Raw genomic sequence first — 26,661 nt, forward strand, 5'->3', positions numbered from 1 at the left:
GCCCGGTTCACGGGCTGGCGAACGGGCGAACCCGACGACGTCGGCCTTGGCCGCGACGCAATGCGTCTGGCCGTGCGACGTTGACGACCATGCCGGCATTCAGCGCCTCGTCGGTGGCATCGGTGGCGATGGCGCTGTAGCCGATGCGCGGTAAACGTCCGGCCAGGAGAGTTCCGCCGCCTTCGGCGGTTGCGGTGATGATTTGTTCGGCGTTCAAGATCTTTCCCCTGTGGGCTAACCCTCGACGAAGGTGACCGTCTCCCCGAGCGGCGCCCGGCCCGTACGGACGTAACTCACCGTGGTGTCTTCGAACCCGATGGACATGCCACAGAAGAGGATGAGCTCGTCCGAGGGCGACAGGGCCTCCGCGACGGTCTTGCGATACATCGACCACGCCATCTGCGGGCAACTGTGCAACCCTTCGGCGCGGAGCAGCAGCATGACCGTCTGCAGGTACATGCCGAGGTCGGACCATTGAGGCAGGCCCAGGTCGCGGTCGATGTAGCAGAACAGGGCGGCGGGCGCGCCGAAACAGTCCCAGTTCGCCGAAGCGGCCCGCTGGCGCGACTCCAAGTCGTCACGCGAAATGCCGAGTGCGCCGTAGCGCTCCTGACCGAAGGCGAATCGGCGCTCGCGGTACGGGGACTTCAGTGCGAGCGGGTACGTCTCGTACTCCCGCTCGTCCCAGGGGTCGCCTGCGGCCAGGCGTTCCCCGGCGCGCTTCTTGAGCTCGGCCAGCGGCTGACCGGTCACCACGTAGGCGCGCCATGGCTGGAGGTTCGAGCCGGACGGCGACCAAGCCGCGGCGGACAGCACGCGCTCCAGCACCTCCCTCGGGACAGGCCGGTCGGTGTATCCGCGCACCGCCCGTCGGCTCGTTACCGCCTCATAGACGTCCAAGGTCGCTAGCTCCCCACCTGCTCAACGTGTCTAACTTCGCTACGTTCACGACGGTATCATTCGTGACTGTATCATTCAATACTATATGACAAGAGATGTAAGCCCCGCGCATCGCGAGGAAGCTGACTCGTGAAGGAACCGACCACGAACATCGCCGTCGTCCACTAGCGCGCTACAGGAACAACTTCACGCCGGCCGACGCGGTACGCGCCGCCGCAAGGGCCGAGGCCGAGGTCCGCCTATGGCACGTCCAGGAACCCTCGCCTTCGGCAATGTCGCGGCCCGGCTCAAGGCGTTCAGGGATACCACGTCCGACTGCCTCTGGCGCCAGAACCTGCCGCCGACAAGGTCTACAGCGACCTCACCTCGACCGCCTCGCGCCACGCCGGGCAGGGGAACCGCCGTACAACTCGGTCGCCCATTTCGGCGGCATCCTCGCCACGCCCAACTACAGGGGACACGTGGCCCCGGCAGACCGTACTGCGCCGGCTATCTCGTGGGCGCGCTTACGCCTCGCCGCCTGCGGGATAAGCAAACCGGGTCAACAGATCTCTCAGCTGCTCGGGCCCGCCGGGCTCCAGTCCGGCAACCAGCCGCTCAGCCAGCGGCTCCGCCGCCACGTGGGCCGCATCGAAAAGCTCGACGCCCTGGGGCGTGATCTCCACCGCCCGCGCCCGCCGGTCCCCCGGAACGGGCTTGCGCACGGCGAGCCCCTTGCGCTCCAGGTCGTCCACGACCCGCATGATTCCCGCCTTGTCCGACCCCGTCGCCGCCGCCAAGTCCCGCTGCATCGTGGGCCCGCGGTCGACCAGCACGATCAGCACGGCAAAATGCCGCAACTCAATGCCGAGCGGTCGAAGCGCGTCTGCCATCACCGTGGCCGCGCGCCAGTGCGCCTGCCGAAGCAGCAAGCCGAGGGCGAAAGGCGAGGCATCCCCGGGGCGGTCGGTCGCACGCGAGACGGTGGTCGCGTGCGGAACGTCAGCGCTCATGAACCTATGCTACCAGCTATCATTTCATTCAATACGGTATCATTTGAGATTACTCAGCTGGCACGCCACCGGCCCGGCGAGCCGTCAACGGCCCCGCACGCTTAGATGAGCGCGTCGAGAAGGCGTTCGGCCTGGGCGAGGACAGCGGCGAGCACAGCGGCCCGGTCGTCGGCGCGGGCGATGAGCATCCCGCCCTCGCACAGCGCTCCGAAGATCAGGTGCGCGCGGACCGTCACGTCGCCGGGCGCGATGCCGCCCTGGTCGGCCGCCACCTCCAGGCCGGTGCGCAGCAGCTTGAGCGTGTGCTCGTACTCGATCTCCCGTACCCCGTCCCAGCCCAGGACGGCGGGCCCGTCGAGCAGGACGATCCGCCGCACCTCGGGCCCGGCGCAGGCCCGCAGGAAGGCCAGCGCGCCCAGCCGGACCGCCTCCCGGGGATCGTCGGTCCCGGTGGAGGCGGCGGCGATCAGCTCGGCCAGCCGCTCCTCCTGCCGGACGAACACGGCCCTGAACACGTCGGCCTTTCCGGCGAAGTGGTGGTAGACCGCGCCCTTGGTCATGCCGCTCTCGCGCGCGATGTCGTCGATCGAGGTCGCCGCGTAGCCGTCCCTGCCGAACAGCCGCAGCGCGGTCTCGATCAGCTCGCCGGTCGTCACCCTGGTCCGCTCGGCCTGCGTCCGCCGCCTCAATCCCACCTCCTGCGCCGCCTCAAACCACACAATCACACGAGGAGTGGCGGGATCGCCGGCTGGTGTCGCAGCGCGGTGGCCAGTTTCTCGAGAGCACGGCTCAGGGACGTCTGAACCCGGTGATCTCGCGGCCCCCGATGGTGGTCGGCCGGCTGGCGTCGGCCATCCGGTACCAGGCGAGCGCTCCCGCGGCCGCCGCCGGCGCGAACTGCGCGCAGGACAGGATCACCATGGCCAGCCGGGTGCCGAGGAACTCGGTGACGGGGCGCAGGGCGGGGTTGACCCGGGCCGCGATTCCGGCGCCCGCGATGGCGGCCAGGCTGACGGCGGAGAACGCCAGCGCGATGAGGTGGATCCGGTCGAGGTCCCGAACCGTATCGGACAGCGCGGCGGACAGGCGGCGCGTCCTCTCGGTCACATGGTTGCCCGCGGCGATGAACTCGACCAGCCTCAGGTCGGCGGAGTCCTTGGCGAGCCCGTCCCAGGACGCGGCGATGGCCTCCCGGACGGCCCGGGTGTCGTGTCCGAAGATCTGTCCGCAGTAGTAGGCGAGGCTGTCCCAGCCCGCGATCGCGCGGTCGATGTCCTCGTCCGAAGGGACGATCATGGAGGCCCAGGCGAGTCCGGCGGCTGCCGCCGTATAGCAGAACGCTTTGGCGTACGTCAGGTTCCTCAGCGTGGCCTGGCTCCGCTCGGCGAGCTTCGACAAGGCCTCCGCACGAAGCGAAGGGGACCGGTAGGTGTTCCGTACCCAGGCCTGGTCATTGGCCGCACGGAGCAGTGCCTCCTCCTTCTCCCATGCCACGCCGAACCGGGCGACCAAGCCCGTCGACGCGACGCCCGCGCCGCCGGCGAACGACCACGGAAAGGGCGTATCCAGACTATAGGGATCATGGTCCATGTAGGGTTCGGGAACCTCGGCGGGCTTCGCCTCCTGGGATTTGGCCACGGCGGCGAGCACCGTGCGGGCGCTCTCACTCTCAGCCGTGTTGTAGCCGTCCTCGGTCTTCTTCAGCAGGCCGGCCAGGGTCGTGGCCTCTTTGTCGCCGTAGCGGAACTCCTGCTTGAGGTCTTCCCAGGTGTTCATGTACTCCTGCCGGGCAGGCCACTCGCAGGCCGCGCCAAGGGCGAACATGTCGAGCGAGACCCGGTGTCCCGCGTAATAGCTCGTGCCCAGACCTTCCGCCGCCGACTCCAGGCTCATCTGGGCGTTCGCGAAGCCGCCCTTCCCGAAGGCGAATCCGTCACGAGCCATGTGATCATCCCATCGCGTAGCAACCGTCCCGCAAGTGTGATCACACGCTATCGGTTCGGGAAGTTGCGTCCGGACGGGAAAAGGTGTCGAGGAGCGACAGGCCCGCTGGCTAGCGTGGGCGCGTGCACAGCTACCTGGAGACCGGCCGCCTGACCCTGCGCCGCTTCACCGAGGCCGACGCCGACGACCTCGTCGAGCTGCACAACGACCCCGACGTGATGCGCTACCTCAACGGCGGCAAGGCCACCCCGCGCGAGGTGATCGTCGGCGAGACCCTGCCCGCCTTCATCCGCGGCGGCTTCTTCGCGGCCATCGAGCGGGAGACGGGCGAGTTCCTGGGCTGGTTCCACCTGCGGGCGCCCAAGGGCGGCGCCGAGGACGAGCCCGAGCTGGGCTACCGGCTGCGCAAGTCGTCCTGGGGCAAGGGGTACGCCACGGAGGGCTCGCTGGCCCTCATCGACAAGGCGTTCGGCGAGCTGGGCGCCCGCCGGGTCTTCGCCCAGACGATGTCGGTGAACCGCGGCTCCCGGCGGGTGATGGAGAAGTGCGGGCTGCGCTTCGTCCGCACGTTCTTCGCGGACTGGCCGGACGTCATCGACGGCTCCGACCAGGGCGAGGTGGAGTACGAGCTGCTCAGGCCGGATTGGGCGACCCAGGCGAAGCGCTAGGCGCTGAGCGCGGGCGCGCCGGGGCCCCGGCCGAGCAGCAGCGCGCCCAGCCACAGCACCGCCATCCCCACCGCGACCAGCGCCGAGTCGCGGCCGACCCCGAACATCGCCACGGCCATCACCACGACCCCGGCCGCGAGCACCACGGCGCTGAGCGAGGTGGCCCGCCGCAGCACCGCCATGATCCCGGCCAGCACCAGGAGCGCCACGAAGAACAGCTGGGCCCCCACCGAGTACACGACCAGGTCCACCCCCGGATAACCCCGCACCTGGTCGAACATCGCCCGCATCGCCGCCCCGTCCGCCGAGGTGAACCCGGCCACCAGGTCGATGACGAGCTGGACCACGTTCGCCAGGACACTGAACAGCGCCACCCCGGTCGCCGTCCACACCGCCGCCTTCTGCCGGCCGGTCGCGGGCGCCGCCATCCGCCGCAGCTCCAGCACCATGACGCCGAACAGCAGGAATCCCAGCAGCCACACGGCGTGCGCGGCCGTCCACCACGGACCGGGCACGAGGTCGCCGTCGATGGGACGCATGAGGAGCCAGCCGCCGAGGAACGCGGCGGGCCCGGCCGTGAAGGAGGCCCGGGCGAGGTTGTTGGTGGGGGTCATGACACCACGATCCCGCGCCACCCTCGCCCGCCTCATCGGTGATCACCCCTGACCTGTCCCTGGGAATCACCGACGCCACCTCAGGGCAGACCTGGTGTACTGGTCAGACCAGTCGCTAGGCTGGTCGGCATGACGGCATACGACGCGTTGTTCCGCCTCGATGGGCGGCGCGCTGTGGTGATCGGGTCCGGAAGCGGGATCGGGCGGGAGTCGGCGCTGGCGCTGGCCGCGCACGGAGCTGAGGTGGTCTGCGCGGACCTCGACCTCGCCGCCGCCGAGGAGACCGCGCGGCGGTGCGGCGGGGCGGCGCGCGCAGTGGACGTCCTCGACGCCGAGGCCGTGCGGGCGCTCGCCGCCGATGTGCCGGCCGACGTGGTGGTCTTCACCGCCGCCACGAACGTGCGCAAGCGGCTGCTCGACTACTCCGGCGAGGAGTTCGAGCGCGTCGTACGCCTGAACCTGCGGGCCTCCTTCGACGTGATCCGGGCCTTCGGCGCGGGGATGGTGGAGCGCGGGCGCGGGTCGATCATCGGGTTCGCGTCGATCCGGGCCTCGGTGACAGAGCCCGGCCAGGGCGTCTACTCCGCCACCAAGGCGGGGCTGGTGCAGTTGCTGCGCACCGCCGCCGCCGAGTTCGGCCCGCATGGCGTGCGGGTCAACGCGGTCGCGCCGGGCGTGGTCGAGACGCCGCTGACCAGGCAGATCAAGGACAACCCCGCCTGGTACGACGCGTACGCCGCCAAGAGCGCGCTCGGCCGGTGGGCCCAGGCGGAGGAGATGGCGGGCGCCGTGGTCTACCTGGCGAGCGACGCGGCGAGCTTCGTCACCGGCTCCGTCCTGTACGTGGACGGCGGCTGGACCGCCGTGGACGGCCGCTTCGACCCGCCCAACTGATGCCTCGGCTGGACTTCGGCCTGCCACCCTGCTCGCATGCCGTGTACATCCGCAGGGGGTGCCACCTGCTCAGCTACTGAGCGGCTCGTCAAAAGGCGGCTGCGGCCCCGGGGATGACCAGGTGCATCACGCTCTGGGGATGGTAGACGGCGAGCTGTCTCACTTGGCCGGTCTCCACGTTCACCGCGTAGGTGATCTGACGGTTGTCCCTCCAATGGTCTGACGGGGAGGTGGCGAGCGTTACCTCGGCCGCGTTCAGCCAGACGCCGAGGGTGAGCGTGCGACTGCCCTTCGGCAGACCCCGCATGGTCGCCGTCTTCTTGACTTTGCCGGTCCTGGCATCGAGCACGGTGATCGTGTCGTCATTTGAGTCCCGGGACTGAGCCCGCCGCAGCGCGGCCACTGCGGCGCCATCGGGGGCGAGCGCGCTGAAGCGTGTGTAGCTCTCGCCCACCGCGATGGGTGAACCGCCTCCGGTCAGAGGCATCACCCAGATCCCTGGCTTCTGCCCGTACAGCCCGTTCCGGGTCAAGGTCACGGTCGTGCCGTCGATGCTCCTGGGATCCCACCCGACCGGCAGGGGCATCGTGGTTCTTGCTCGCATATCGATGATCAGGCCGTCCTCCTTTTTCGACGGATAGCCGGTGAAGGCGAGGTACCGGCCGTCGCCGGAGAGCTCCAGGTGCGCGTTGCCGCCCAGCTTCGCTTCGGCGATGGCGAGGGGCGCGGTCTGCTCGGCGCCGCTTGCCAGGTCTCGTACCATGAACGTCATGGCCGACCGGCTGTAGTAGGCGATGATGCGCCCGTCGCGGCTGATCGCCAGGGGGTAGAAGTGCGGTCCGCTCTTCATGCCCAGCGCCTGCGGCAGGTGGTATGTCCCGCCGGAGCGAGTGACCACGCGCCACTCGCCGTTCCTGCAGTCGGGCGGGATAGGGCCGCCGACGAGGCAGAAGGTCCGGTAGGCGTGGCTGAGGGGCCCGACACCTCGGCTGGGCAGATCGGCGATCTTGCCGGTCTGCACCGCGACCACGGGCTTGTCGGCCATCAACGGCCCGATGCCGGGGAATATGCCCAGCGTGACGCCGACGAGCACCACCAGCCCCATCACGGCAGCCGACCCCGCGGCCATGCGGGTCCGCCGCCTGCGCCGGCTGCTCGTGATCGCCCAGTCGGCCAGGTTGAGGGCCGGGGCGTCGGCGGCCACATCGTCCAGCGCCTCGCGCAGCCTGCTCATCGGCGCACCTCCTCGATTTGGGCGAACAACTGGGACAGCTCGGGCGCGAGCATGCGCAGGCGGCCGAGCGCGTGGTGGGTCTGGCTCTTGACCGTGCCGAGCGAACAGCCGAGGATCTCAGCGGTCGCCCGCTCGCTGAGATCCTCGTAGAAGCGCAGGACGATCACAGCGCGCTGCCGGGGCGTCAATCTGGCAAGCGCTTGACGCATGATGATGCGATCGATCGAGGCGTCATCGTGAGTGTGTCCGCGCTCCGGCGGGTCGGTGCTGGGCGTCTCCGGCTGTTTGCGCCGTCGCCACGAGATGTACTGGTTGACCATGGCCTTGCGCGTGTACGCCTCGGGAATGCCCTGCCGTACCAGTCTGGGCCAGTGGTTGGCGACCTTGAGCAGGACGCTCTGCATCAGGTCCTCGGCCAGGTGGACATCTCCCGTGAGCAGGTACGCGCTCCGCGTAAGCGCCTGCTGGCGGGCGAGCACGAACTCGCGGAAGCCTTCATAACGATCCAAGGTGGATGATCTCCTCTCACCGGTTCTCACGCCCGTGAGAGGCAGAAAGGTTGGAACCTTGGCCCAGGGACAAGCGCTGACGATGCTCTTCAGCAGGTCGGTGCGGGCCCGCAAGGTGACCGTGTCAAGGGCGGATGATCGCCATCCGGGTGACGGTGAGCTCCTCGATGGCGAACCTGGGTCCTTCCCGGCCGGCACCCGAGTCCTTGACGCCGCCATAGGGCATGTTGTCCGCCCGGAACCCCGGCACCTCGTTGACCACCACGCCACCGGCCTCGATCCGGTCGATCGCGGCGAAGGCCGTGGCCAGCGAGCGGGTGAACACCGCGGCGTGCAGGCCGTACCTGGAGGCGTTCACGGCGGCGAAGGCGGCGTCCATGCCGGGCACCGAGCGTACGCACACCACCGGGCCGAAGATCTCCTCGTCCCAGGCGACGGCCCCGTCGGGCACGTCGGCGAGCACGGTGGGCGCGATGGCCCGCCCGTCGAGTTCGCCGCCGGTGACGAGCGTGGCGCCCGAGTCGCGTACCCAGCCGAGCACCCGCTCGGTCGCGGCCGGGTCGATCAGCGGCGCGACCCGGGTCCGCGGGTCGCGGGGGTCGCCCACCACCACGTCCTTCATCCGCCCGGCCAGCAGCGACAGGAACTCCTCGCGTACCGGCTCCTCCACCAGCACCCGCTGCACCGAGATGCACGCCTGCCCGGAGGCGTAGTAGCCGCCCCGCACCACCGCCGCGGCGGCGGCCTCCAGGTCGGCGTCGGTCGCCACCACGAGCGCGGCGTTCGAGCCCAGCTCCAGCAGCACCTTGGTGGGCGCCGCGCTCTTCGCGATGGCGTGCCCGGCCGCCGCCGAGCCGGTGAACGACACGGCCCCGATCCGCCGGTCGTCGACCAGCGTCCTGCCCACCTCGACGTCGCCGGTGACGAGCTGCACCCCCGACGGGGGCAGCGCGCCCGATTCGCGGAGCAGGTGGACGAGCCAGAGCGTCGCCAGGGGCGTCGCGGGCGCGGGCTTGACGATGACCGGGCAGCCCGCGGCCACCGCCGGGGCGATCTTGTGCGCGGCCAGCAGCAGTGGGTAGTTGAAGCCGGTGATCCCGACCACCACCCCGATCGGCCGCCGCGTCCAGAACCCGATCAGCCCCTCCCCCGACGGCAGCAGGTCAAGCGGCACGGTCTCGCCGTGCAGCCGGGCCACCTCCTCGGCGGCGGTGAGGAGCGTGACGAGCGTCCGCGCCACCTCGACCTGGCAGTCCACCAGCGGTTTGCCGGTCTCGAGTACGAGCAGGCGCTCGAACTCCGCGCGCCGCGCGGCCAGGGCGTCGTGGGCGGCCATGAGCGCGGCGCGGCGGGCGTGCGAGGGGAGCGCGGCCATGCCGGGAGCGGCCGCCAGCGCGGCCTCCAGGGCCTGCCGGGCCAGCGCGACCGTGCCGACGGGCGCGGCCGTCACCACCGAGCCGTCGTACGGGAAGATCACATCGGTGGTGTCCGCGACCTCGACCCACCCGTCACCCACGGGCAGCCCGTCGGGCCAGTCTCTGGACCAGTCTTGAAATGTCACGCTAGTTCCCCCAAGCGCTTGGAAACACGTCTCGATAGGCGGGCGCGCCGTCGCGGCCGGTGGCGGCGAGCATGGCGTGCGCCACGGCCCGGCTGAACACGTCGGCCCCGGCGGCGAGCACGTCATGCAGCCCGGCGGCCCCAGGCGCGTTCCGCCCGGCACCGACAGGTTCAGGCGTGCTCCCGGCGGCGCCTTCAGGGGCCGGGTGGGGGAAGGGGCGGGCGCAGGTCGAGAGGCCGAAGATGGTGTCGCCGTCGACCATGGTGTGGGCGGGTCTGATCGCCCGGGCCAGCCCGTCGTGCGCCACACCGGCCAGCTTGCCGCACTGCGCCTTGGTGAGCGTCAGATCGGTGGCCACCACGCCGATCGTCGTGTTGAACGAGGTCACCATGGCGCCCCGCCAGGCCGCCACCTCCTCCTCGCGGGGCTCGCGCAGGTGGTCGAACTCGCCGGGCAGCCCGTAACGGGTGCCGGACAGCCGTCCGCCCGCCGGGTCGAGCACGGACCCGACGGCGTTGACGACGGCCATCGCGGCCACGGTGACCCCCGAGGGCAGGACGACACTGGCGGTACCGATGCCGCCGGCCAGCCCGCCCGCCACGGCGCCGGTACCCGCCCCGACCGACCCGCTCACCCACGGGTCCGGGCCGTCCGGCCCACTCGCCCGCAGGTCCGCACCATCCGGCCCACTCGCCCGCAGGTCCGGACCGTGCGACCGGACGGCGGCGTCGTACGCCTCGGCACCCAAGCGGCCGTCCGGGACCGCGCGGAACAAGCCGCCGCGTCCCAGGTCGTAGATGACGGCGGCGGGCACGATCGGCACCACGCCGCCCTCCACCGGGAAGCCGATCCCGGCGTCCGCCAGCCGCTCCATGACCCCGCAGGCCGCGCTGAGCCCGTACGCGCTGCCGCCCGTCAGGACGATGGCGTGCACCCGTTCCACCAGGTTGCGCGGGTCGAGGAGCTCGGTCTCCCGGGTGCCCGGCGCGGCTCCTCGCACGTCCACCCCGGCCACCATGCCGCCGGGCGGCGCGAGCACGACGGTGGTCCCCGTGCGGTACCCGTCGCCCACCCGCTGGGCGTGCCCGACCCGCAGCCCGGCGACGTCGACCAGCGAGTTCGTCGCTCCGGCCGTCACGACGCGGACCGAGTGAGGAAGAGCCGGGCCGTCACGACGCGGACCCGGTGAGGAAGAGCCGGGCCGCCTCGGCGAACACGCGGGTGCAGCGCACGATCTCCGCCACCTCGACGTACTCGTCCGCCTGGTGCGCGATCCACTTGCCGCCGGGCCCGTACACGACCGACGGGATCCCGCCCCAGTGCGTCAGCACGGTGCCGTCGGTGGACCCGGGCACGCCGCCGTAGACGGGCGCGGCGCCCGTCACCCGCTGGTGCGCGGCGGCCAGCGCCACCACCACGGGGTCGGAAACGGGCACGTCCACCGGCGGCCGGTCCACCAGGATCGACACCTCGGCGGAGATCCCGTCGAAGGCGGCCAGCGCGGCCACCCGTTCGGCCACCACCTTGTGCTCCAGGCCGGGGATCGTCCGCACGTCGATGAACACCGACGCCGTCGCCGGGATGACGTTCACCTGCTCCTCGGTCCCGGCTCGTACCACGGTCGGCGTCACGTACACCTCGCCGAGGTGCTCGTGCGCGGGGTGCAGGCCCTGCAGCTCCGTTTCCAGCGCCCGCAGCGCCACCAGCAGCGCCCCCACCGCCTGGATGGGGTTGCGGCCGTGCTGCGGCATCGCGCCGTGCGCCATCTTGCCGGTGAAGTCGGCCCGCAGCCGCAGCGCGCCCTTGGCGACCGCGCAGATCTCCCCGGCCTCGGGCTCGGCGACGATGGCGCCGTCCACGTCGGCGGCCAGGCCGGAGGCGACGAAGTGGTGGGCGCCGAGCATCAGCCCCTCCTCGTCGGCCAGCGCGCACACCTTGATCCGGCCGGGGAACGGCCCGGCGAGCTGCAGGGCGCGGGTGGCGTAGAGGGTGGCGGCCAGCCCCGACTTCATGTCCGCGCTGCCGCGCCCCCACAACCGCCCGTCGCGGATCTCCCCGCCGAACGGGTCCACGGTCCATGTCGACAGGTCGCCCTCGGTGACCACGTCGGTGTGTCCCTCGAACATCAGCGTCGGCCCGTCGCCCCCGCCGCCCTCGACCACCGCCACCACGTTGGGCCGGCCGGGCGCGGCCTCGTCCACCACCGGCTCCCAGCCCCACTCGCGCATCTTGGCCGCGACCAGCTCGGCGGCGGGCCGCTCGGCCCGGCCGCGCGCCGGGTCGTTGGTGCTCGGGATGCGGACCAGCGCCTGGGTGAAGGCCACGACCCCCTGCTCGTCGACCTCGATCACAGCAGTCCCTCCAATGTCGGTACGGCCCGCAGCAGCGTCCGCGTGTAGGAGTGCCGCGGCGCGGCCCAGACCTCGTCCACGGGCCCGGTCTCCACGATCGAGCCGTTGTTCATGACCGCGACGGTCTCGCAGACATGCCGTACGACGGACAGATCGTGCGAGACGAAGACCAGCGTGAGGCCGAGCTCGTCGACCAGGTCGGCCAGCAGGTTGAGGATCTGGCCGCGGACCGACACGTCGAGGGCGCTGACCGGCTCGTCGGCGACCAGCACCTTGGGCCTGGGCGCGAGCGCGCGGGCGATGGCGATGCGCTGCCGCTGCCCGCCGGAGAACTGGTGCGGGTAGCGGTCGGCGGCCGAGGCGGGCAGGCCGACCGCGTCGAGCAGCTCGCTCACCCGGCCGCCGACCGGCTCGCCGAGCGCGACCAGGGGCTCGGCGACGAGGTCACGCACCCGCATCCGGGGGTCGAGCGAGCTCATCGGGTCCTGGAAGACGATCTGGAGGCTGTGCCGCAGGAACTTCAGCGCCCGTTCCGGCCGGCCGGTGATCTCCTGGCCGTCGAAGCGGATCGACCCGCTGGTGGGCTGGTCGAGCGCGCACAGCAGGCGCAGCAGTGTCGACTTGCCGGAGCCCGACTCGCCGACGATGCCGAACCGCTCGCCCCGCCCCACGGTGAGCGACACCTCGCGCAGCGCGTGCACGGCCTCGCCCTGCCGGGCGAGCGAGGTGCGGGGACGGCGGTAGACGCGGGTGAGGTCGCGGGCCTCAATCAGCGGGGTGCCAGCATGCGTGGGCATGGCCGTCTCCTGTCAGCGCCGGTTCGGTCTCGCACTTCTCCGAGGCGTACGGGCAGCGATTCCTGAACACGCACCCGCCGGGGAAGCGCCCGGCGGGCGGGACGCTGCCCTTGATGGTGGGCAGCCGGGTGCCGCGCGGCGTCAGCTTGGAGGCGGCCAGCAGGCCCTCGGTGTAACGGTGGCGGGGCCTGGTGAAGACCTCGCGGATCGGGCCGCTCTCCACGACCCGCCCGCCGTACATGACCAGGACCCGCTCGCACACGGCGGCGACCACGGCGAGGTCGTGGGTGATGAACAGCAGGGCGGGGGCGACCTCGGCGATGAGCTCCAGCATCTGCTTCTGCACGGTGACGTCGAGCGCGGTGGTGGGCTCGTCGCAGATGAGCAGGCCGGGCTCGTTGGCCAGGGCGATGGCGAGCATGACGCGCTGCCGCTGGCCGCCGGAGAGCTGGTGGGGGTAGGAGCGGGCGAGCTGTTCCGGGTGCGGGAGGCGTACCCGGTCGAGGAGTTCGACCGCGCGGGCGCGGGCCTCGGCGCGTGGCCTGCCGTGCAGCGTCATGACCTCGGCGACCTGCGCGCCGACGCGCATGAGCGGATTGAGCGCGGTCATCGGCTCCTGGAAGACCATCGACACCTCGCGCCCGCGCAGGTCCTTGATCCGCCCTTCCGGCACGCCGACCAGGTCGCGCTCGCCCAGCCGGGCCGTGCCCGAGGCCCGCACGCCTTGGGGCAGCAGGCCCATCAGCGACAGCGCGGTCAGCGACTTGCCCGAGCCGGACTCACCGATCAGGCCGACCCGCTCGCCGGGCGCGATGTCGAAGGACACCTCGCGGACCAGCTCCACCGCGTCGGCGCGGACGGTGAGCCCCTCAACGCTCAGCACGGATCCTCCTGAGCTTGGGGTCGAGATAGTCACGCAGCCCGTCGCCCAGGAGATTGAACCCGAGTACGGCCAGCGCGATCGCCAGGCCCGGCCACAGGGCCAGGCGCGGGGTGGAGAAGAGCAGTTCCTGCGACTCCTGCAGCATGCGGCCCCACGACGGGATCGGCGGCCGGGTGCCGAAGCCGAGGAACGACAGCGCGGCCTCGGCCAGGATCGCGATGGCGAACGACACCGACGCCTGCACGATCAGCATCGAGCCGATGTTGGGCAGCACGTGCCGTACGGCTATCGCGGCCCGGCGGCGCCCGGCGGCCCTGGCGGCGAGGATGTAGTCGGTCACCATGACCTGCATCGTGGCAGCCCTGGCCACGCGGGCGAAGGCAGGCACGGTGGCCACGCCGATCGCGATCATGGCGGTGAGCGTCCCGGCCCCGTAGACGGCGCCGAGCATGACGGCCAGCAGCAGCGCGGGGAAGGCGAACACGAGGTCGTTGACCCGCATGATCAGCTCCGACAGCCAGCCGCGCGGCGTCATCCCGGCGATCATGCCGAGGGGCGTGCCGATCAACGCCGCGATGCCGACGGCCACGATGCCCACGTAGAGCGTGGTGCGGGCGCCGACCATGAGCTGGCTGAAGGTGTCGCGGCCGAACTTGTCGGCGCCGAGGAGGTAGCCGCCACCGGGTTCGCGCAGCTTGTTCGAGGCGTCGACGAGCGTGGGGTCGTGCGGCGTCCACACGAACGACACCAGCGCGGCCAGGACGACGATCCCGACCAGCACGCCCCCGGCGACCAGCCCGGCGTTGACCCGGCCCCTCATCGCAGCCTCGGATCGAGCACGGCGTAGGTCACGTCGACCACGAAGTTGATCAGCAGTACGGCCACCACCAGCACCATCACCACACCTTGGACGAGCAGCAGGTCGCGCCCGGCGACGCCGTTCAGCAGCAGGTCGCCCAGCCCCGGGATGACGAACACCCGCTCGACCACGACCGCGCCGACGAGCAGGGTGGCCAGTTGCAGGCCGAGCACGGTGACCACGGGGATGGAGGCGTTGCGCAGGCCGTGCCGCCACAGGGCGCCCATCCGGCCCCGGCCCTTGGCGCGGGCGGTGCGCAGGTAGTCCTCGCGCATCACGTCGAGCACGGCGCTGCGGACGTACCTGGTCAGGACCGCACCCTGCACCAGGCCGAGCGAGAGCCAGGGCAGCAGCAGGCCGAGCAGCCACGCGCGGGGGTCCTCGGCGATCGGCACGTAGCCGCCCGACGGCAGCGCCTGCGCCTTCACCGCGAAGACGAACACCAGCAGGATGCCGGCCAGGAACGCGGGGATCGCGATGCCGACCTGGCTGGCCGCGCTGATGGCCACGCCGAGCGGATTGCGGTGGTGCACGGCGGCGAACGTGCCCGCGGGAACCGCGATGAGCAGCGCGATCGCCATGCCGCCGAGCACCAGCACCGCCGTCACGCCCAGGCGGTCGCCGATCTGCGGGCCGATGGGCGAGCTGGTCACGTAGGAGGTGCCGAAGTCGCCCTGGATCAGCCCGCCGAACCAGTCGGCGAACTGGGCCAGCGGCGGCCGGTCGGTGCCGAACCGCTCGCGCAGCGCGGCCACCGCCTCGGGCGTCGCGTTGACGCCCAGCGCGATCTCGGCCGGGTCGCCGGGCAGCAGCGCCATGAAGGCGAAGACGGCCACCCCGGCGACGGCGGTGCTCGCGATGAGCACCGCCAGCCGCTTCAGCAGGTACAGGATCACTGCTTGGCGAGGGCCGTGAAGTCGAAGGCCTCCGCGATACCGTTCTTCGGCAGCCCGGTGACGCCCTTCTTCGCCACGATCAGGTTGGGGAAGAGGAACAACCAGTCGGCCGCGGCGTCGTCGGACAGCAGCTTGGCGGCCTGCTTGAGGTCGTCGACCTGCTGCTGCTCGGTGCCCTCGTCGGCGGCGGCGAGCAGCTTGCCGTACTCCGGATTGTCGTAACGGAAGTAGTACGACTTGTCCGCAAAAATCCCCATATCGCGGGGCTCTACGTGGTTGATGATGGACATGTCGTAGTCGCCTTGCTTGAACACCACGTCCAGCCACCGGGCCGGGAACTCCAGCGGCTCGATGTCGGCCGTAATGCCCACCTGGGCCAGCTGGGACTTGACCACCTGCGCGCTCGCGACCGCGTAGGGCAGGTTCGGGATGCGCATCTTGACGTTGTACGTCTTGCCGCCGAGCAGTTCCTTGGCCTTGGCGACATTGAAGGGGTAGTCGCCGGTGCGGTCCTCGTACCAGGGGTCGGTGGGCGGCACCATCGAGCCGATCAGCTGGCCGCGGCCCGCCCAGGCGGTGTCGAGCAGCGCCTTGTGGTCGATCGCGTAGCGGACGGCCTGCCGCACCTTCTTGTCGTTGAACGGCGGGCGGCCGTTGTTCATCGACAGCACCACCTCGCCGTTCGTGGTGCCCTCGACCGTCTCGAAGCGGTTGGGGTCGGCGAACTGCTGCAGCGACTCGGGCGCCTGGACGCTGGAGATGACGTCGATGCCGCCGGTCAGCAGCGCGTTGTTCATCGCCGTGGCGTCCTTGAAGTACTTCAGTGTGACGGCCGAGAGCTTCGGCTTGGTGCCCCAGTACTTGGCGTTGGCGGCGAGCTGGATGGAGTCGCCGCGCTTCCACGAGCCGAGCTGGTAAGGGCCGGTGCCGACGGGCTTGTTGGCCAGGTCGGCGACGCCGGTGCGGCTGAACATCGCGCCGAGCCTGGTCGCCATCGAGTAGAGGAAGCCGTTGCTCGGGTGCTTGAGCGTCACGATGACGGTGGACTCGTCCTCTTTCTCGACCTTGTCCACCACGTCGAGCTGCGCCTTGATCTTGAGCTGCCAGTCCTTCTTCACCCGGTCCAGCGAGAAGATCACGTCGTCGGCGGTGAACGGGGCGCCGTTGGTGAACGTGACGCCCTTGCGCAGGGTGAAGGTGTAGGTCTTGCGGTCGGCCGAGACGTCCCACTTCTCGGCGAGCAGCGGCTGGATCTTGCCGTCCTGGTCCAGCTTGACCAGGCCCTCGTAGACGTTGACCAGCAGGGCCTGCGGGATCGCGGCGCCCTCGGTGGAGGTGAAGTCGAGGTTGGCCGGCTCGGCCACGAACCCGACCGCCAGTGACTCGCTCTTGGCGGCCTGCCCGCCGGTGCCGCCCTTCGATCCACCACCGCCGCCGCACGCGGCCGTGGCCAGCAGGAGACCGCCCACGGCGATCCAGGTGCCGATTCGCCTCATGTCTTACAGCCTCCTGGCTAGTGCACTGGTCGGACCAGTAGGCTACGCAGATTGCCAGTCCACGACGGCTCAGGTCAAGGGGGCTTCATGAGTGGTCCACGGTTCGAGCCCGTGCGTACCGTACGTGCCTACGAGCGCATCGTGGAGCAGGTCGAGGAGGCCATCGAGAGCGGCGCGCTGTGTCCCGGCGAGCGGCTGCCGAGCGAGCGTGATCTCATGGTCCAGTTCTCGGTGAGCCGCTCGACCGTCCGTGAGGCGCTGCGGGTGCTGCAGGCGCGCGGCCTGGTCAGGTCGCGGCCCGGCGACCCGCACGGCGCCGAGGTGCAGCCCTTCTCCCCCGCCGCGTTGCACAAGTCGATGACCACGCTGGCCCGGGTGGACGAGCTGTCGCTCGGGGAGCTGGTGCAGTTCCGCATGGTGCTCGACGCCTCGGCCAACCTGCTGGCGGCCCGGCTGCGTACCGACGAGCAGCTCGCGGAGATGGACGCCGCCATCGCGGGCATGCGCGCGGCGGTGGAGGTGGGCTACGACGAGTTCAGCGCCGCCGACATCGCCTTCCACGACGCGGTGGCGCGGGCCAGCCGCAACAAGCTCATCCAGATCTGCACGGACGTGGTCCGCTCGATCGTCCTCGGCCTGGTCTCCGGCAAGATCGCCGCCGCCGCCGACCGGGAGGCGCTGATGCGGCAGAGCATCGGGCATCACGAGGAGGTGCTGGCCGCCGTCCGCGCCGGCGACGGCCCGCTGGCCGCCCGGCTGTCCCGGCAGACGATGTACGACTATTACCTGGGATACGTCCCGGTAGATGAGCGGCCCGCGCTGCGCGCGCTGCTGGAGTAGAGACCGGGCCTCACTTGACAATGTCGTGACGCCCAGCAGGCGAGGTGTTACATATTCCGCAGCTCGTCCCACTGCCGGCGCCCGCCCGCCAGCCAGGTGCCGTGCAGGTCGTTGAAGACGTTGGCCGCGCGCACCCCGATCCAGTTCGGGGGCAGCAGCTCCAGCGGCAGCCGGGGGTCGAGCATCGGGAAGCGCCGCCACTCGTGGACGAGCCGGACCTGCGCAAGCAGCACCGGATCGCCCGGCTCGGGCCGCAGGCCGGCGAACTCCTGGATGAACTCCTGGTAGTGCGCCGCCAGGTCCCCCAGATGCCAGGCCTGCTCCACCAGCGTCCGCTCGGAGCCGATCCCCGCAAAGGGACCGTTGAACGAGAACACGGCCACGTCGAGCCCCAGCCCCTCGACCACCTGCTTGGCCTCGGCCTCGCGGGTGGCGTGCGGGCTGACCCACACACCGGGCACAGGGCTGCCGAATCCCGCCCAGGTCAGGCCGGTGCGCAACTGGTGGCGCAGCTCGCGCCGGGACTCGGGCACGCTCGCGATCAGCACCACCCAGCGCCCGTCCCACGGCTCGCGGTCGCGGCCGAACGCGTAGATCCGCTCGGCCCCCTCGGTCAGCAGTTCGCGGCCGCGCCGCGTCAGCGACCAGCGCACCCGCCGCCCGGACCGCGCCGACACGATCCACCCGTCGGATGCCATCCGCGCCAGCGCCTGCCTGGCCGACTTCTCCTCCACCCCGAGCCCGCCCATCACGTGCAGCAGCGCGGACGTCCACGCGGGCTCGCCGGACGGCAGCACGTACTCGCCCAGCACGGTCAGCAGCATCGACCTGGCGCTCGTCTGGTGGCGGCGGGGCGGCCTGGCCATTAACGCTCCTTACGCGGCGGGAGTCTGATTCAATGCTACAAGTAGTTGACGATGCATCAATTCTCTATAGAAGATTCTCGTACGGAGTCTCCCTCCCCGTAAGGACGACCATGTCATCCGAGTCGTTCAACGCCAGTCTCTATCTTGTGGATCGTCAGGTCGAAGCCGGTCGCGGCGAGCGCACCGCTGTCGCGGGCCCGGCAGGGACCCTCACATACGCCCAGCTCGCGGCCCGGGTCGGCGAGCTCTCCTCCGGACTGCGGGTGCTCGGTGTCCGGCCCGAGGAACGGGTCGTGCTCGTCATGTCCGACCGCCCGGAGACGCTCGTCACCATCCTGGCCGTCATGCGCATGGGCGGGGTCGCCGTGCCGCTGTCCACCATGTACAACGGTGCGGAGCTGGGCACGCTCATCCGCGACTCGCGGGCCCGCGTGGTGGTGGCGACCCCCGAGTACGAGGCGACGGTCCGGGTGGCACTGGCGAACGCCCCCGAGGTCGCCCTGCTCGTCCTCACCGGCAACGTGGGCCACCGGGCCGCCGATGTCGTCCCCGGGTCCGACGCGGATGCCGGGATCCCGGTGTGCTCGCTGGCGGACGTGGTGGACGCCGGCCGTACGGTGGCCGAGCCGTACCAGAGCTGGACGGATTCGCCCGCGCTGTGGCTCTACACCTCGGGCACGACCGGCGCGCCGAAGGCCGCCATGCACCGGCACGGCGCCATCAGGGACGTCTGCGAGACCTACGGCCGTGAGGTTCTCGGCATCACGCCGGACGACCGGTGCTTCTCGGTCGCCCGGCTGTTCTTCGCCTACGGCATCGGCAACTCGCTGTTCTTCCCGCTGTCGGTGGGCGCGACCACGGTGCTCGACCCCTTCAGGCCCACCCCGCCGGGGGTGGTCGCGCGGGTGGTGGCCGAGCGGCCGACGCTGTTCTTCGCCGGGCCGACGTTCTACGCGAGCCTGCTCGCCTCCGACGCCCCCGACGACACCTTCTCCTCGGTACGGCTGGCGGTCTCGGCGGGCGAGGCGTTGCCCGCGGAGATCTACCGGCGCTTCACCGAGAGGTTCGGCGTCGACATCATCGACGGCATCGGCTCGACCGAGGCCCTGCACATCTTCATCTCCAACCGGCCCGGCCAGGTCAGACCGGGCACCACGGGCACCGTGGTGCCCGGGTATGAGGGCAAGCTGCTCGACGACTCCGGCAACCCCGTGGCGGACGGCCAGCCGGGCCACCTGTACGTACGCGGTGACTCCATCGCCACCGGTTACTGGTGCCGGACCGACACCACCCGGCAGGTGTTCCAGGGGGAGTGGTTACGCACCGGCGACACCTACCTGCGCGACGCCGACGGCGTCTACCAGTGCCTCGGCCGCTCGAACGACATGATCAAGGCGGGTGGCATCTGGGTGTCGCCGATGGAGGTCGAGTCCCGGCTGCTGCTGCACGAGTCGGTCGGGGAGGCCGCGGTCGTGGCCTACACCGACGCGAACGGGCTGGAGAAGCCGGTCGCCTGCGTGGTGCCCGCCGCCGGGAAGACGGTGGACGCGGCGGAGCTCATCGCGTTCTGCCGCGACGGGCTGGCGGCCTTCAAACGGCCGCGCGAGGTGCTGGTCCTGGAGGAACTGCCCAAGACCGCCACCGGCAAGATCCAGCGCGTGATCATCCGTCAGATCGCCACCGACCTGCTGGGCAAATAAGCGCTCAGGCCGGGCAGTGCCGTTCGAGCCAGGCCAGCCCGCGCGCGGCCACCTCTTCCAGATGGCCCTCCATGGTGTGGTCCGCCCCTGGGATGACGTCCAGCCGCGAGCCGGCCGACAGTGACGGCAGCCGCTCCCCCGCCAGCCGTGCGCGAACACCACCACTGCGCCCGCCTCCGGCCCCTCTCGCTCGGCCGCCAGCCGTACCCGGCCTCGGATGTCAGAACGCGTCACGCAGCTCTCTCTTCAGCACCTTTCCGCTGGCGTTCTTGGGCAGTGACCGCACGAAGACCACCGTCTTCGGGGTCTTGAAGGCCGCCAGGCGTTCCCGCAGGAAGGAGGTCAGCTCGTCGGCGGTCAGGGCGGCGCCCGCGCGCAGGACGACGGCGGCCGTCACCGCCTCGATCCACCGCGGGTCGGGCACCCCGAACACGGCCGCCTCCGCGACGGCCGGGTGCTGGTAGATGGCCTCCTCGACCTCCCGGCTTGCCACGTTCTCGCCGCCGGACTTGATCATGTCCTTCTTGCGGTCGACGATCGACAGGTAGCCGTCGGCGTCCAGCACGCCCAGGTCACCGCTGTGGAACCAGCCGCCGCGGAACGCCTCGGCGGTCTTGTCCGGGTCGTTCCAGTAGCCGAGCATGGCGTGCGGGCTGCGGTGCACGATCTCGCCGACCACGCCGGGCGGCACCGGCTCGTCGTCGGCGTCGACGATCCGGGTCTCGACGTTCAGGGCGGGCCGGCCCGCCGAGCCGAGCCTGGTCAGCTGCTCGTCCGGGCCCAGGATGGTGGCCACGGGCGCCATCTCGGTCTGGCCGTAGAAGTTGAACAGCCGCACCCCCGGCAGCCGCGCGGCGATCTCCTTCAGCACCTCGACCGGCATGATCGACGCGCCGTAGTAGCCCTTGCGCAGCGACGACAGGTCGCGGCGGTCGAAGTCGGGATGGCGCAGCAGCCCGATCCAGACGGTCGGCGGGCAGAACAGCTTGGTCGCGCCCTCGGCCTCGATCGCCGCCAGGATCGCCGCCGGGTCGGCGCCGGGCAGGATCACGTTCGTGGCGCCGAGGTAGAGGCCGGGGGTGAGGAAGCAGTGCAGCTGCGCGCAGTGGTAGAGCGGCAGCGCGTGCACCTCCACGTCGGTGGCGCTCATCTCGCCGTCGATCACGCAGGAGGTGTACTGGGCGATCAGGCCGCGGCTCGACAGGGTGGCGCCCTTGGGTCTGGACTCGGTGCCGCTGGTGTACATGAGCTGGATCGGGTCGTCGTCGGCGATCTCCACCGGCGGCTCGGCGTCGTCCTCGTACGCCATCCAGTCGGTGACCGGCTCCCACCCGTCGGCGTGCCCGATCACCCCGCGCACCGCGACCCCGTCGGAGACGGCCCGCTCGGCCACGGGCAGGAGCGCCTGCTCCACCAGCAGGCCCGTCGCACCCGCGTGCCCGAGGATGTAGGAGACCTCCTCGGCCCCCAGCATGAAGTTGATCGGCACGGAGATCGCGCCCAGCCGGGCCAGCGCGAAGTAGGCCACCACGAAGGCGTCGTTGTTGTGGCTGAACACGGCGAACCTGTCGCCCTTGCTCACGCTCCGGGCGGCCAGCGCGTTGGCCATGCGGTTCGCCGCGCGGTCCAGCTCGGCGTAGGTCCATCGCGCCTCGCCGTACACGATCGCGGTCTTGGCGGGAGACCGCGCGGCCGAACGCCGCAGCAGGTCGCCGATGGCATGCTGGCGAGTCGTCATGCGCACTCCTCCGAACTTTGTTCGGTGATCCTAGCGAACGCGGAGGGCGCCCGCCGCAGGGTGCGGCGGGCGCCCTCAGATCACCACCGTCAGGTCAGCGGGCGACCTCCGGGCTGGGTGACGCCGTTGACCTTGAGCGTGTACGGCGCGTACTGGCCGACCTGCTCCGTCGACTCGTCGTAGGCCACCACCGCGACCACCGTCTGGAACGGCAGCATGGTGGCCAGCTGCAGCCGGTTGAGGCTGACGCTGGTCTTGCCGTTGGACTCCAGCTGCAGCGCCACCGAGTGCTTCTCGTCCAGGCCGATCAGCCGGACGTTCCAGTTCTCGACCGGAGTCGGGAAGACCTCGGTCGGCGAGTCGAACGGGTCGAGCGACGAGCCGTCGCTGACCGCGGTGGCGCCGACCGTGATGTCGTCGATCTTCCAGCCGCCCTCGTTGACCCCCGCGTCGCTGACGTAGCGGAAGCCGAGGAGGATCTCCTTGCCGGCGTAGGCCGACAGGCTGTAGCTGTGCGGCTCGAAGCCGGTCGTGGTGCCGTTGACCGCGGGGCCGAGCGGGCCCGCGACCGTCCTGTCACCGGCGATCGAGGTGTAGGTCTTGCCGCCGTCCGTGGAGACGATCACATAGCCGTAGTCGAAGCCCTGCTCCGCGCCGTACTTGGCGAGGAAGCGCAGCGTCGGGTCGGCGGCCGGGACGGTCACCTTGGCGACGGCGGCGGCGTTGGTGTTGCTGTCGTTGCCGGAGAACAGCACCGGGTTGCCCGCGCGGTCCGGGTCGTCGGAGACGACGGTCCAGGCCAGCGGGAGGGCGGGCAGCGTCTTGGCGCCCTCGAACGACAGCGAGCGCAGGTCCACCCCGCGCAGGAACGTGCCGTCCGCCTTCTGCAGCGGCACGTAGTCGGCGCCGTTGGGGGCGGCGCCTGCGGTCTTGTAGGTGGCCGGGTTCGCCAGGTTGACGGTCGCGTTCAGGCTGGCGGTCGTGACCCGCTTCTTGGGCACGCCCAGCATGACGCCCTTGGTTCCGCCGACGATCCGGTCGACCAGGGTGGAGGTCTGGAAGTCGTGGATCACCTGGTACATGTTCGTGACGCCCTTGGCCGCCAGCGCCGCCTTCAAGCTGGCCAGGCCCTGCAGCGCGCCGTCACGGTGCAGCGTGGACATGAACGCCGTGCCGTACCTGTCGTACAGGAACAGCATGAACGAGTACGCGTTGCCGTAGTCGGCCAGCACGCCGTTGGCGTTGGCGCCCTCGCCCCAGATGTTGAGGGAGTTCTCGGGCCCGCCGCAGTCGCGCGGGTTGGTGTTGTACGGCGTCTGGACGATGCCGAAGCCCTGGAAGCAGTAGATGTGGCTGTCGGTGCCGCGCTCGGACACGGTGGCCTTGGGGTTGGAGTAGCCCGTCAGCGTCATCGCGAGGTCCGACAGGCCCTCGTTCATCCAGGTGGTCTCGAGCGGGTCGGTGTAGTAGTGCGCCAGGTGCTGCCACTCGTGCGCGAACGTGCCCTCGTACTGGCGCGGCCTGGCCGGGCGCGAGGTGCACAGGTCGGCGGTCGGCTCGTCGGGCGGGTTCGCGCCGGTGCGGTGCGTCCAGTCGAACGCGTCGATCGTCATGACGTTGCGGTCGAGCAGCTCGTTGAACTGGGCGGAGAAGAAGCCCGCGATGTACGTCGGAGCGGCCGGGAAGCTGTAGTAGTTGTCGTCCCTGACGTTGTCGACCAGGGTGACGGTCTTGTTGCCGCCGCCGGTGTAGACGCCGCCGTTGCCGTTGGCGTCGGGGCCGAGGACGGCGTTGGTGCCGTCGCGGTCCGGCGGCGTGCTGAAGGCGGCGGTCTCCTTCGGGTACATGTTCGTGTCGAACTGGGTGACCAGGTCCGCCACCTGCGCGTCGGTGACCGTCGTGGACGTGGGGATCTGCGCCCGGCAGTCACCGGCGGGGAAGGCCAGGTCGTTGGCGACCCAGACCTCGATGTTGTTGCCCACGCCGCGCAGCGTGTAGTCCTTGCGGTAGAGCCTGCCGTTGAAGTCGTCCAGGCCCAGCCACTGCCGGACGGTGCCGACCGGCGGCGTGTCGGCGGCGGCCTTCGTCCTGGCCTGCGCCTTGGCCTCGTACTTGGCGGGTACCTTGACGGGCTTGCCGTCGAGCGTGAAGTCCTTGCGGGAAAGCTCCCGGATGTCGCTTGACGGCGGAGCCTTGGGATCGGCGTGCGCCGGGATAGCGGACAAAAGGGGTAATGCGAGAATAGCGGCCGCGATTCCGATGAATCGGTTGCGCGCCATGGAGCCCCCTAAGCGTGGTCAGTGAGGGTGACAAAATGTGACTATCCGATCAAGGGACCGGCGCGCAAGTAAGTCAGTTGCCAACAAAGCAGCAATGAATTCGTGCTCAGACGGCTGTCCGAGCGAGCCGCCGGTAGGAATCGAGCCGCCGATCCAGGTCGTAGCTGTTCATGGTCACCAGGACCTCGTCGGCGCCGGTGAGCTCTATCAGAGCCCCGAGCTCGATCTCCACCTCCTGCCCGGTGCCGTGGATCTGCCCCTTGCGCGACTCCTCGAACAGCGCCCGCTCCCGCTCGGTCATCTCCGTCGCCAGCACCCGCTCGGCCGGGGAGAGCGGCGGGAAGGCGCCGCTCGTACGCGATCGCGCGGTCGCCCACGCCTCCGGCACCTGCAGCAGCGCCGCCTCGCGGGCCGTCTCGCCGACCGCGACGTTCGCCGCCAGGACGACGTACGGCCGAGCCGCCCAGGCCGACGGGCGGAACCCGGCGCGGTACCGCGAGATCGCCTCCCGCAGCCGGGCCCCGCCGCCCCCGATCACCATCGGCAGCCCGTGCTCGGCGGCGATGTCCGCCCCCGAGCCCATGGCCAGCACGAACACCTGCGGCCGCAGCCCCTCGGCGGGCAGCGCGTGCACACCGGGATGCCCCCGCTGGTCCCCGGTGAAGTAGCCGAGCAGCTCCGCCAGTTGCCCGCCGAACTCGTCGGCGTCCTCCTTGCCGTGGCCCAGTGCCTTCCTGATGCCGCCGGTGAAGCCCACCGAGCGGCCGAGCCCCATGTCGACGCGGCCCGGGTTCAGCGACTCCAGCACGCCGAACTGCTCGGCCACCACCAGCGGCCGGTGGTTGGGCAGCATCACGCCGCCGGTGCCCACCCGGATCCGGTCGGTGGCCGAGGCGACGGCGGCGGCCAGCACGGTCGGTGCCGAGCCGGCCACCCCCGGCACGCTGTGGTGCTCCGACACCCAGAACCGGTGGTAGCCGAGCTCCTCCGCCTGCCGCGCGAACCTGATGGTCTCGCGCAGCGCCGTCGCCGGGTCGTGCCCCTCGCGGACGAGGGAGCGGTCGAGAATCGAAAGCTTCGTCACATATGTCGGCAACAGAACCGAGGCGTGGCTACTTCCGGTAGAGCCCGACCGACCAGCGGACCGGGCGGTTGGTGCCGCCGCCCCGCAGCGTCCACTTGACCTTGACGGTGGTCGTCCGATCCGTGGGATAGGAGAATTCGCTGACCGCCGAGGGGAAGGCGCCACCTTTCCATACGCCGCAGGCGCCCCCGCTGGCCTCCATCTGGCCGTCCGCCTCGAAGCTGAACCACAGGTCCCCGGCCAGTTCGCCGGTGCACAAGGTGTCGAAGCCGACCTTGCCTCGGACCTTGAAGGTGGCGGAGGTGTCCTGCGGCCAGACGCCGGTCTTCGTCTCCGCGAGCCGCGCCTTCCCCACGTGGTCCGGCAGGGTTTTGAGTTTCGCCGGCTTGACCGGCCGCGCGGGCGGCGTCCATTCGTACACGGCCAGTGCCCAGACGCCGCGGGTCTTCTTCTGCGGCACGCACTTGCCGTCCCGCACCGTACAACCCCAGCCGGTCGTGGTCGTGTCGAACGTGACCTTGAGCTCCGTGCCGCTCGTGGCGGCCGGCACCTGGAGCGGCCGCAACTGCATGCGCCTTGAGCACGTGCCGAAGTGGGCCGACGCGGGCCCGTCGGCGCCGATCGACGCTCTGGCCACGCTGGTGTCCGGCCCCGCGCAGACCGCTCCGACGTCGAGCGGTTTCCCGGAGAACGGGATCGTCACCGAGACCTTGGTCGGCCCCGTCCTCTTGATCGACGCGGTGGCGATCCGCCGGTACTTCGTGCCGTCCGCGGCGGTGAAGCGCTCCGGCAGGAGGCCCGCGAGCTGGGCGGCGAAGGTGGTGGGCTCATCAGCGGTCTCGAGCCGCGGCTCCGCCATGCCAGGCAGGAGAGAGAAACCCAGCGCGACGGCCGCCGCCACCGCGACCACCCCGCCGCCGCCCAGCGCGCGCCTGCGCAGGCGGATCCGGCGGATGCGGGCCCGCACCTGCTCGGGCCGGGCCGGGTTGGCGGGGGAGGGGCCGTCGCCGTGCTCGCGCAGGACGTCCCGCAGGTCGGGCAGGGTCATCGGTGCAGCTCCTTCACGATCGACTCGTCCACGCGCAGCTTGGCCAGCGCCTTGGCGCTCTGGCTCTTGACCGTGCCGGGCTCGCAGCCCAGCAGGCGGGCCACCTCCGTCACCGGCAGGTCCTCGTAGAAGCGCAGCACGACCACCGCCCGCTGCCTGGCCGGCAGCCGGCCGAGGGCTCGCCAGAGCGCGTCGCGCTCATCGGAGACCGGGTCGCTGGTCGGAGTGTCGGGCAGGTCGTCGCTCGGCAGCTCGCGGCGCCATCTCCTGCGCCACCACGAGGTGTAGGTGGTCACCAGGACCCGGCGCACGTACGCCTCGGGCTCGTCCACGCCGGGCCAGGCGAACCACGCCTTGGCCAGCGACTCCTGCAGCAGGTCCTCCGCGGTCGCCCAGTTGCGGGTCAGCAGGTACGCCGTGCGTAACAGCCGGTCCGACCGAGTGACCACGAATTCCTGATATATCCCCCGGTCCGCCACGTACCGCCTCCTGTTATCGCCTGTCGACG

The 26,661-nt window shown here is 70.9% G+C and carries 26 protein-coding genes; 4 read left to right on the forward strand and 22 right to left on the reverse strand.

Going from position 1 to position 26,661, the window contains the following annotated elements; all coding sequences use genetic code 11:
- Window positions 1–7: 7 nt before the first annotated feature.
- From ACGFNP_RS04530 to ACGFNP_RS04550, 5 genes are all read right to left on the reverse strand, one after another.
- Entirely contained in the window at window positions 8–217 is a 210-nt protein-coding gene (locus ACGFNP_RS04530; protein WP_393314738.1) for a hypothetical protein, read from the reverse strand.
- Window positions 218–234: 17 nt separating this feature from the next.
- Complete coding sequence (locus ACGFNP_RS04535) at window positions 235–900, reverse strand: nitroreductase (RefSeq protein ID WP_393314741.1); 666 nt, start codon at window positions 898–900, stop codon at window positions 235–237.
- Between the two features lie 506 nt (window positions 901–1,406).
- Window positions 1,407–1,892, reverse strand: a complete 486-nt coding sequence (locus ACGFNP_RS04540; RefSeq protein WP_393314744.1) for a MarR family winged helix-turn-helix transcriptional regulator — start codon at window positions 1,890–1,892, stop codon at window positions 1,407–1,409.
- Between the two features lie 101 nt (window positions 1,893–1,993).
- Complete coding sequence (locus tag ACGFNP_RS04545) at window positions 1,994–2,581, reverse strand: TetR/AcrR family transcriptional regulator (protein WP_393314747.1); 588 nt, start codon at window positions 2,579–2,581, stop codon at window positions 1,994–1,996.
- Between the two features lie 100 nt (window positions 2,582–2,681).
- Window positions 2,682–3,836 (reverse strand): hypothetical protein, encoded by a 1,155-nt coding sequence (locus ACGFNP_RS04550; RefSeq protein WP_393314750.1) that lies wholly within the window; start codon window positions 3,834–3,836, stop codon window positions 2,682–2,684.
- A 122-nt stretch (window positions 3,837–3,958) separates the two neighbouring features.
- Between ACGFNP_RS04550 and ACGFNP_RS04555 the strand changes: the two genes are divergently transcribed.
- Window positions 3,959–4,504: a GNAT family N-acetyltransferase gene (locus ACGFNP_RS04555; RefSeq protein WP_393314753.1), complete on the forward strand. Its 546-nt coding sequence runs from the start codon at window positions 3,959–3,961 to the stop codon at window positions 4,502–4,504.
- On the opposite strand, the gene ACGFNP_RS04560 is transcribed toward ACGFNP_RS04555, so the two are convergent.
- Entirely contained in the window at window positions 4,501–5,118 is a 618-nt protein-coding gene (locus tag ACGFNP_RS04560; protein ID WP_393314756.1) for a hypothetical protein, read from the reverse strand. The genes ACGFNP_RS04555 and ACGFNP_RS04560 overlap by 4 nt on opposite strands.
- Before the next feature lie 129 nt (window positions 5,119–5,247).
- On the opposite strand from ACGFNP_RS04560, the gene ACGFNP_RS04565 reads away from it, so the two are divergent.
- Window positions 5,248–6,012, forward strand: coding sequence for an SDR family NAD(P)-dependent oxidoreductase (locus ACGFNP_RS04565; protein WP_393314759.1), 765 nt, complete (start codon window positions 5,248–5,250; stop codon window positions 6,010–6,012).
- An 88-nt stretch (window positions 6,013–6,100) separates the two neighbouring features.
- On the opposite strand, the gene ACGFNP_RS04570 is transcribed toward ACGFNP_RS04565, so the two are convergent.
- The 10 genes from ACGFNP_RS04570 to ACGFNP_RS04615 form a co-directional block, all read right to left on the reverse strand.
- Window positions 6,101–7,246, reverse strand: a complete 1,146-nt coding sequence (locus ACGFNP_RS04570; protein ID WP_393314762.1) for a hypothetical protein — start codon at window positions 7,244–7,246, stop codon at window positions 6,101–6,103.
- The gene (locus ACGFNP_RS04575; RefSeq protein WP_358329390.1) at window positions 7,243–7,755 is read right to left on the reverse strand and encodes a SigE family RNA polymerase sigma factor; all 513 of its coding nucleotides are present in this window, start codon (window positions 7,753–7,755) and stop codon (window positions 7,243–7,245) included. Before ACGFNP_RS04575 ends, ACGFNP_RS04570 begins: the two co-directional genes overlap by 4 nt.
- Window positions 7,756–7,879: 124 nt before the next feature.
- Window positions 7,880–9,316, reverse strand: a complete 1,437-nt coding sequence (locus tag ACGFNP_RS04580; RefSeq protein WP_393314766.1) for an aldehyde dehydrogenase family protein — start codon at window positions 9,314–9,316, stop codon at window positions 7,880–7,882.
- 1 nt (window position 9,317) lies between these two features.
- Entirely contained in the window at window positions 9,318–10,454 is a 1,137-nt protein-coding gene (locus ACGFNP_RS04585) for a P1 family peptidase (RefSeq protein WP_393314769.1), read from the reverse strand.
- Between the two features lie 31 nt (window positions 10,455–10,485).
- Window positions 10,486–11,667: a M20 family metallopeptidase gene (locus tag ACGFNP_RS04590; protein ID WP_393314772.1), complete on the reverse strand. Its 1,182-nt coding sequence runs from the start codon at window positions 11,665–11,667 to the stop codon at window positions 10,486–10,488.
- Window positions 11,664–12,464, reverse strand: a complete 801-nt coding sequence (locus tag ACGFNP_RS04595) for an ATP-binding cassette domain-containing protein (RefSeq protein WP_393314775.1) — start codon at window positions 12,462–12,464, stop codon at window positions 11,664–11,666. Before ACGFNP_RS04595 ends, ACGFNP_RS04590 begins: the two co-directional genes overlap by 4 nt.
- On the reverse strand, window positions 12,433–13,347 hold the full coding sequence (locus ACGFNP_RS04600) for an ABC transporter ATP-binding protein (RefSeq protein ID WP_393314778.1): 915 nt from the start codon (window positions 13,345–13,347) through the stop codon (window positions 12,433–12,435). The genes ACGFNP_RS04595 and ACGFNP_RS04600 overlap by 32 nt, the downstream gene beginning before the upstream one ends.
- The gene (locus tag ACGFNP_RS04605) at window positions 13,334–14,167 is read right to left on the reverse strand and encodes an ABC transporter permease (protein WP_358329372.1); all 834 of its coding nucleotides are present in this window, start codon (window positions 14,165–14,167) and stop codon (window positions 13,334–13,336) included. The genes ACGFNP_RS04600 and ACGFNP_RS04605 overlap by 14 nt, the downstream gene beginning before the upstream one ends.
- Window positions 14,164–15,102: an ABC transporter permease gene (locus ACGFNP_RS04610; protein ID WP_393314782.1), complete on the reverse strand. Its 939-nt coding sequence runs from the start codon at window positions 15,100–15,102 to the stop codon at window positions 14,164–14,166. The genes ACGFNP_RS04605 and ACGFNP_RS04610 overlap by 4 nt, the downstream gene beginning before the upstream one ends.
- On the reverse strand, window positions 15,099–16,598 hold the full coding sequence (locus tag ACGFNP_RS04615) for an ABC transporter substrate-binding protein (RefSeq protein ID WP_358329366.1): 1,500 nt from the start codon (window positions 16,596–16,598) through the stop codon (window positions 15,099–15,101). The genes ACGFNP_RS04610 and ACGFNP_RS04615 overlap by 4 nt, the downstream gene beginning before the upstream one ends.
- A gap of 87 nt (window positions 16,599–16,685) precedes the next feature.
- Here ACGFNP_RS04615 and ACGFNP_RS04620 point away from each other — a divergent pair, with 87 nt between their 5' ends.
- A complete protein-coding gene (locus tag ACGFNP_RS04620) occupies window positions 16,686–17,438 on the forward strand; it encodes a FadR/GntR family transcriptional regulator (protein WP_358329363.1) in 753 nt (250 codons plus the stop codon).
- A 47-nt stretch (window positions 17,439–17,485) separates the two neighbouring features.
- Here the strand turns inward: ACGFNP_RS04620 and ACGFNP_RS04625 are convergent, their stop codons facing one another.
- Window positions 17,486–18,304, reverse strand: coding sequence for a PaaX family transcriptional regulator C-terminal domain-containing protein (locus ACGFNP_RS04625; protein WP_393314786.1), 819 nt, complete (start codon window positions 18,302–18,304; stop codon window positions 17,486–17,488).
- A gap of 110 nt (window positions 18,305–18,414) precedes the next feature.
- Here ACGFNP_RS04625 and ACGFNP_RS04630 point away from each other — a divergent pair, with 110 nt between their 5' ends.
- On the forward strand, window positions 18,415–20,004 hold the full coding sequence (locus ACGFNP_RS04630) for a benzoate-CoA ligase family protein (protein WP_358329357.1): 1,590 nt from the start codon (window positions 18,415–18,417) through the stop codon (window positions 20,002–20,004).
- Window positions 20,005–20,224: 220 nt separating this feature from the next.
- Here ACGFNP_RS04630 and ACGFNP_RS04635 read toward each other — a convergent pair whose 3' ends face one another.
- The 5 genes from ACGFNP_RS04635 to ACGFNP_RS04655 all read right to left on the reverse strand — a co-directional run bounded on the left by ACGFNP_RS04635 (window position 20,225) and on the right by ACGFNP_RS04655 (window position 26,632).
- Window positions 20,225–21,742 (reverse strand): acyl-CoA synthetase, encoded by a 1,518-nt coding sequence (locus tag ACGFNP_RS04635; RefSeq protein WP_393314789.1) that lies wholly within the window; start codon window positions 21,740–21,742, stop codon window positions 20,225–20,227.
- Between the two features lie 89 nt (window positions 21,743–21,831).
- Window positions 21,832–23,967, reverse strand: coding sequence for a choice-of-anchor J domain-containing protein (locus ACGFNP_RS04640; protein WP_393314792.1), 2,136 nt, complete (start codon window positions 23,965–23,967; stop codon window positions 21,832–21,834).
- A gap of 160 nt (window positions 23,968–24,127) precedes the next feature.
- Entirely contained in the window at window positions 24,128–25,105 is a 978-nt protein-coding gene (locus ACGFNP_RS04645) for an LLM class flavin-dependent oxidoreductase (protein ID WP_358329348.1), read from the reverse strand.
- Window positions 25,106–25,133: 28 nt separating this feature from the next.
- Window positions 25,134–26,153 (reverse strand): hypothetical protein, encoded by a 1,020-nt coding sequence (locus tag ACGFNP_RS04650; RefSeq protein WP_393314795.1) that lies wholly within the window; start codon window positions 26,151–26,153, stop codon window positions 25,134–25,136.
- Entirely contained in the window at window positions 26,150–26,632 is a 483-nt protein-coding gene (locus ACGFNP_RS04655) for a SigE family RNA polymerase sigma factor (RefSeq protein ID WP_393314798.1), read from the reverse strand. Before ACGFNP_RS04655 ends, ACGFNP_RS04650 begins: the two co-directional genes overlap by 4 nt.
- Window positions 26,633–26,661 lie beyond the last annotated feature (29 nt).

The sequence above is a fragment of the Nonomuraea sp. NPDC049269 genome (assembly GCF_043197155.1).
In the GTDB taxonomy this organism is placed as follows: domain Bacteria; phylum Actinomycetota; class Actinomycetes; order Streptosporangiales; family Streptosporangiaceae; genus Nonomuraea.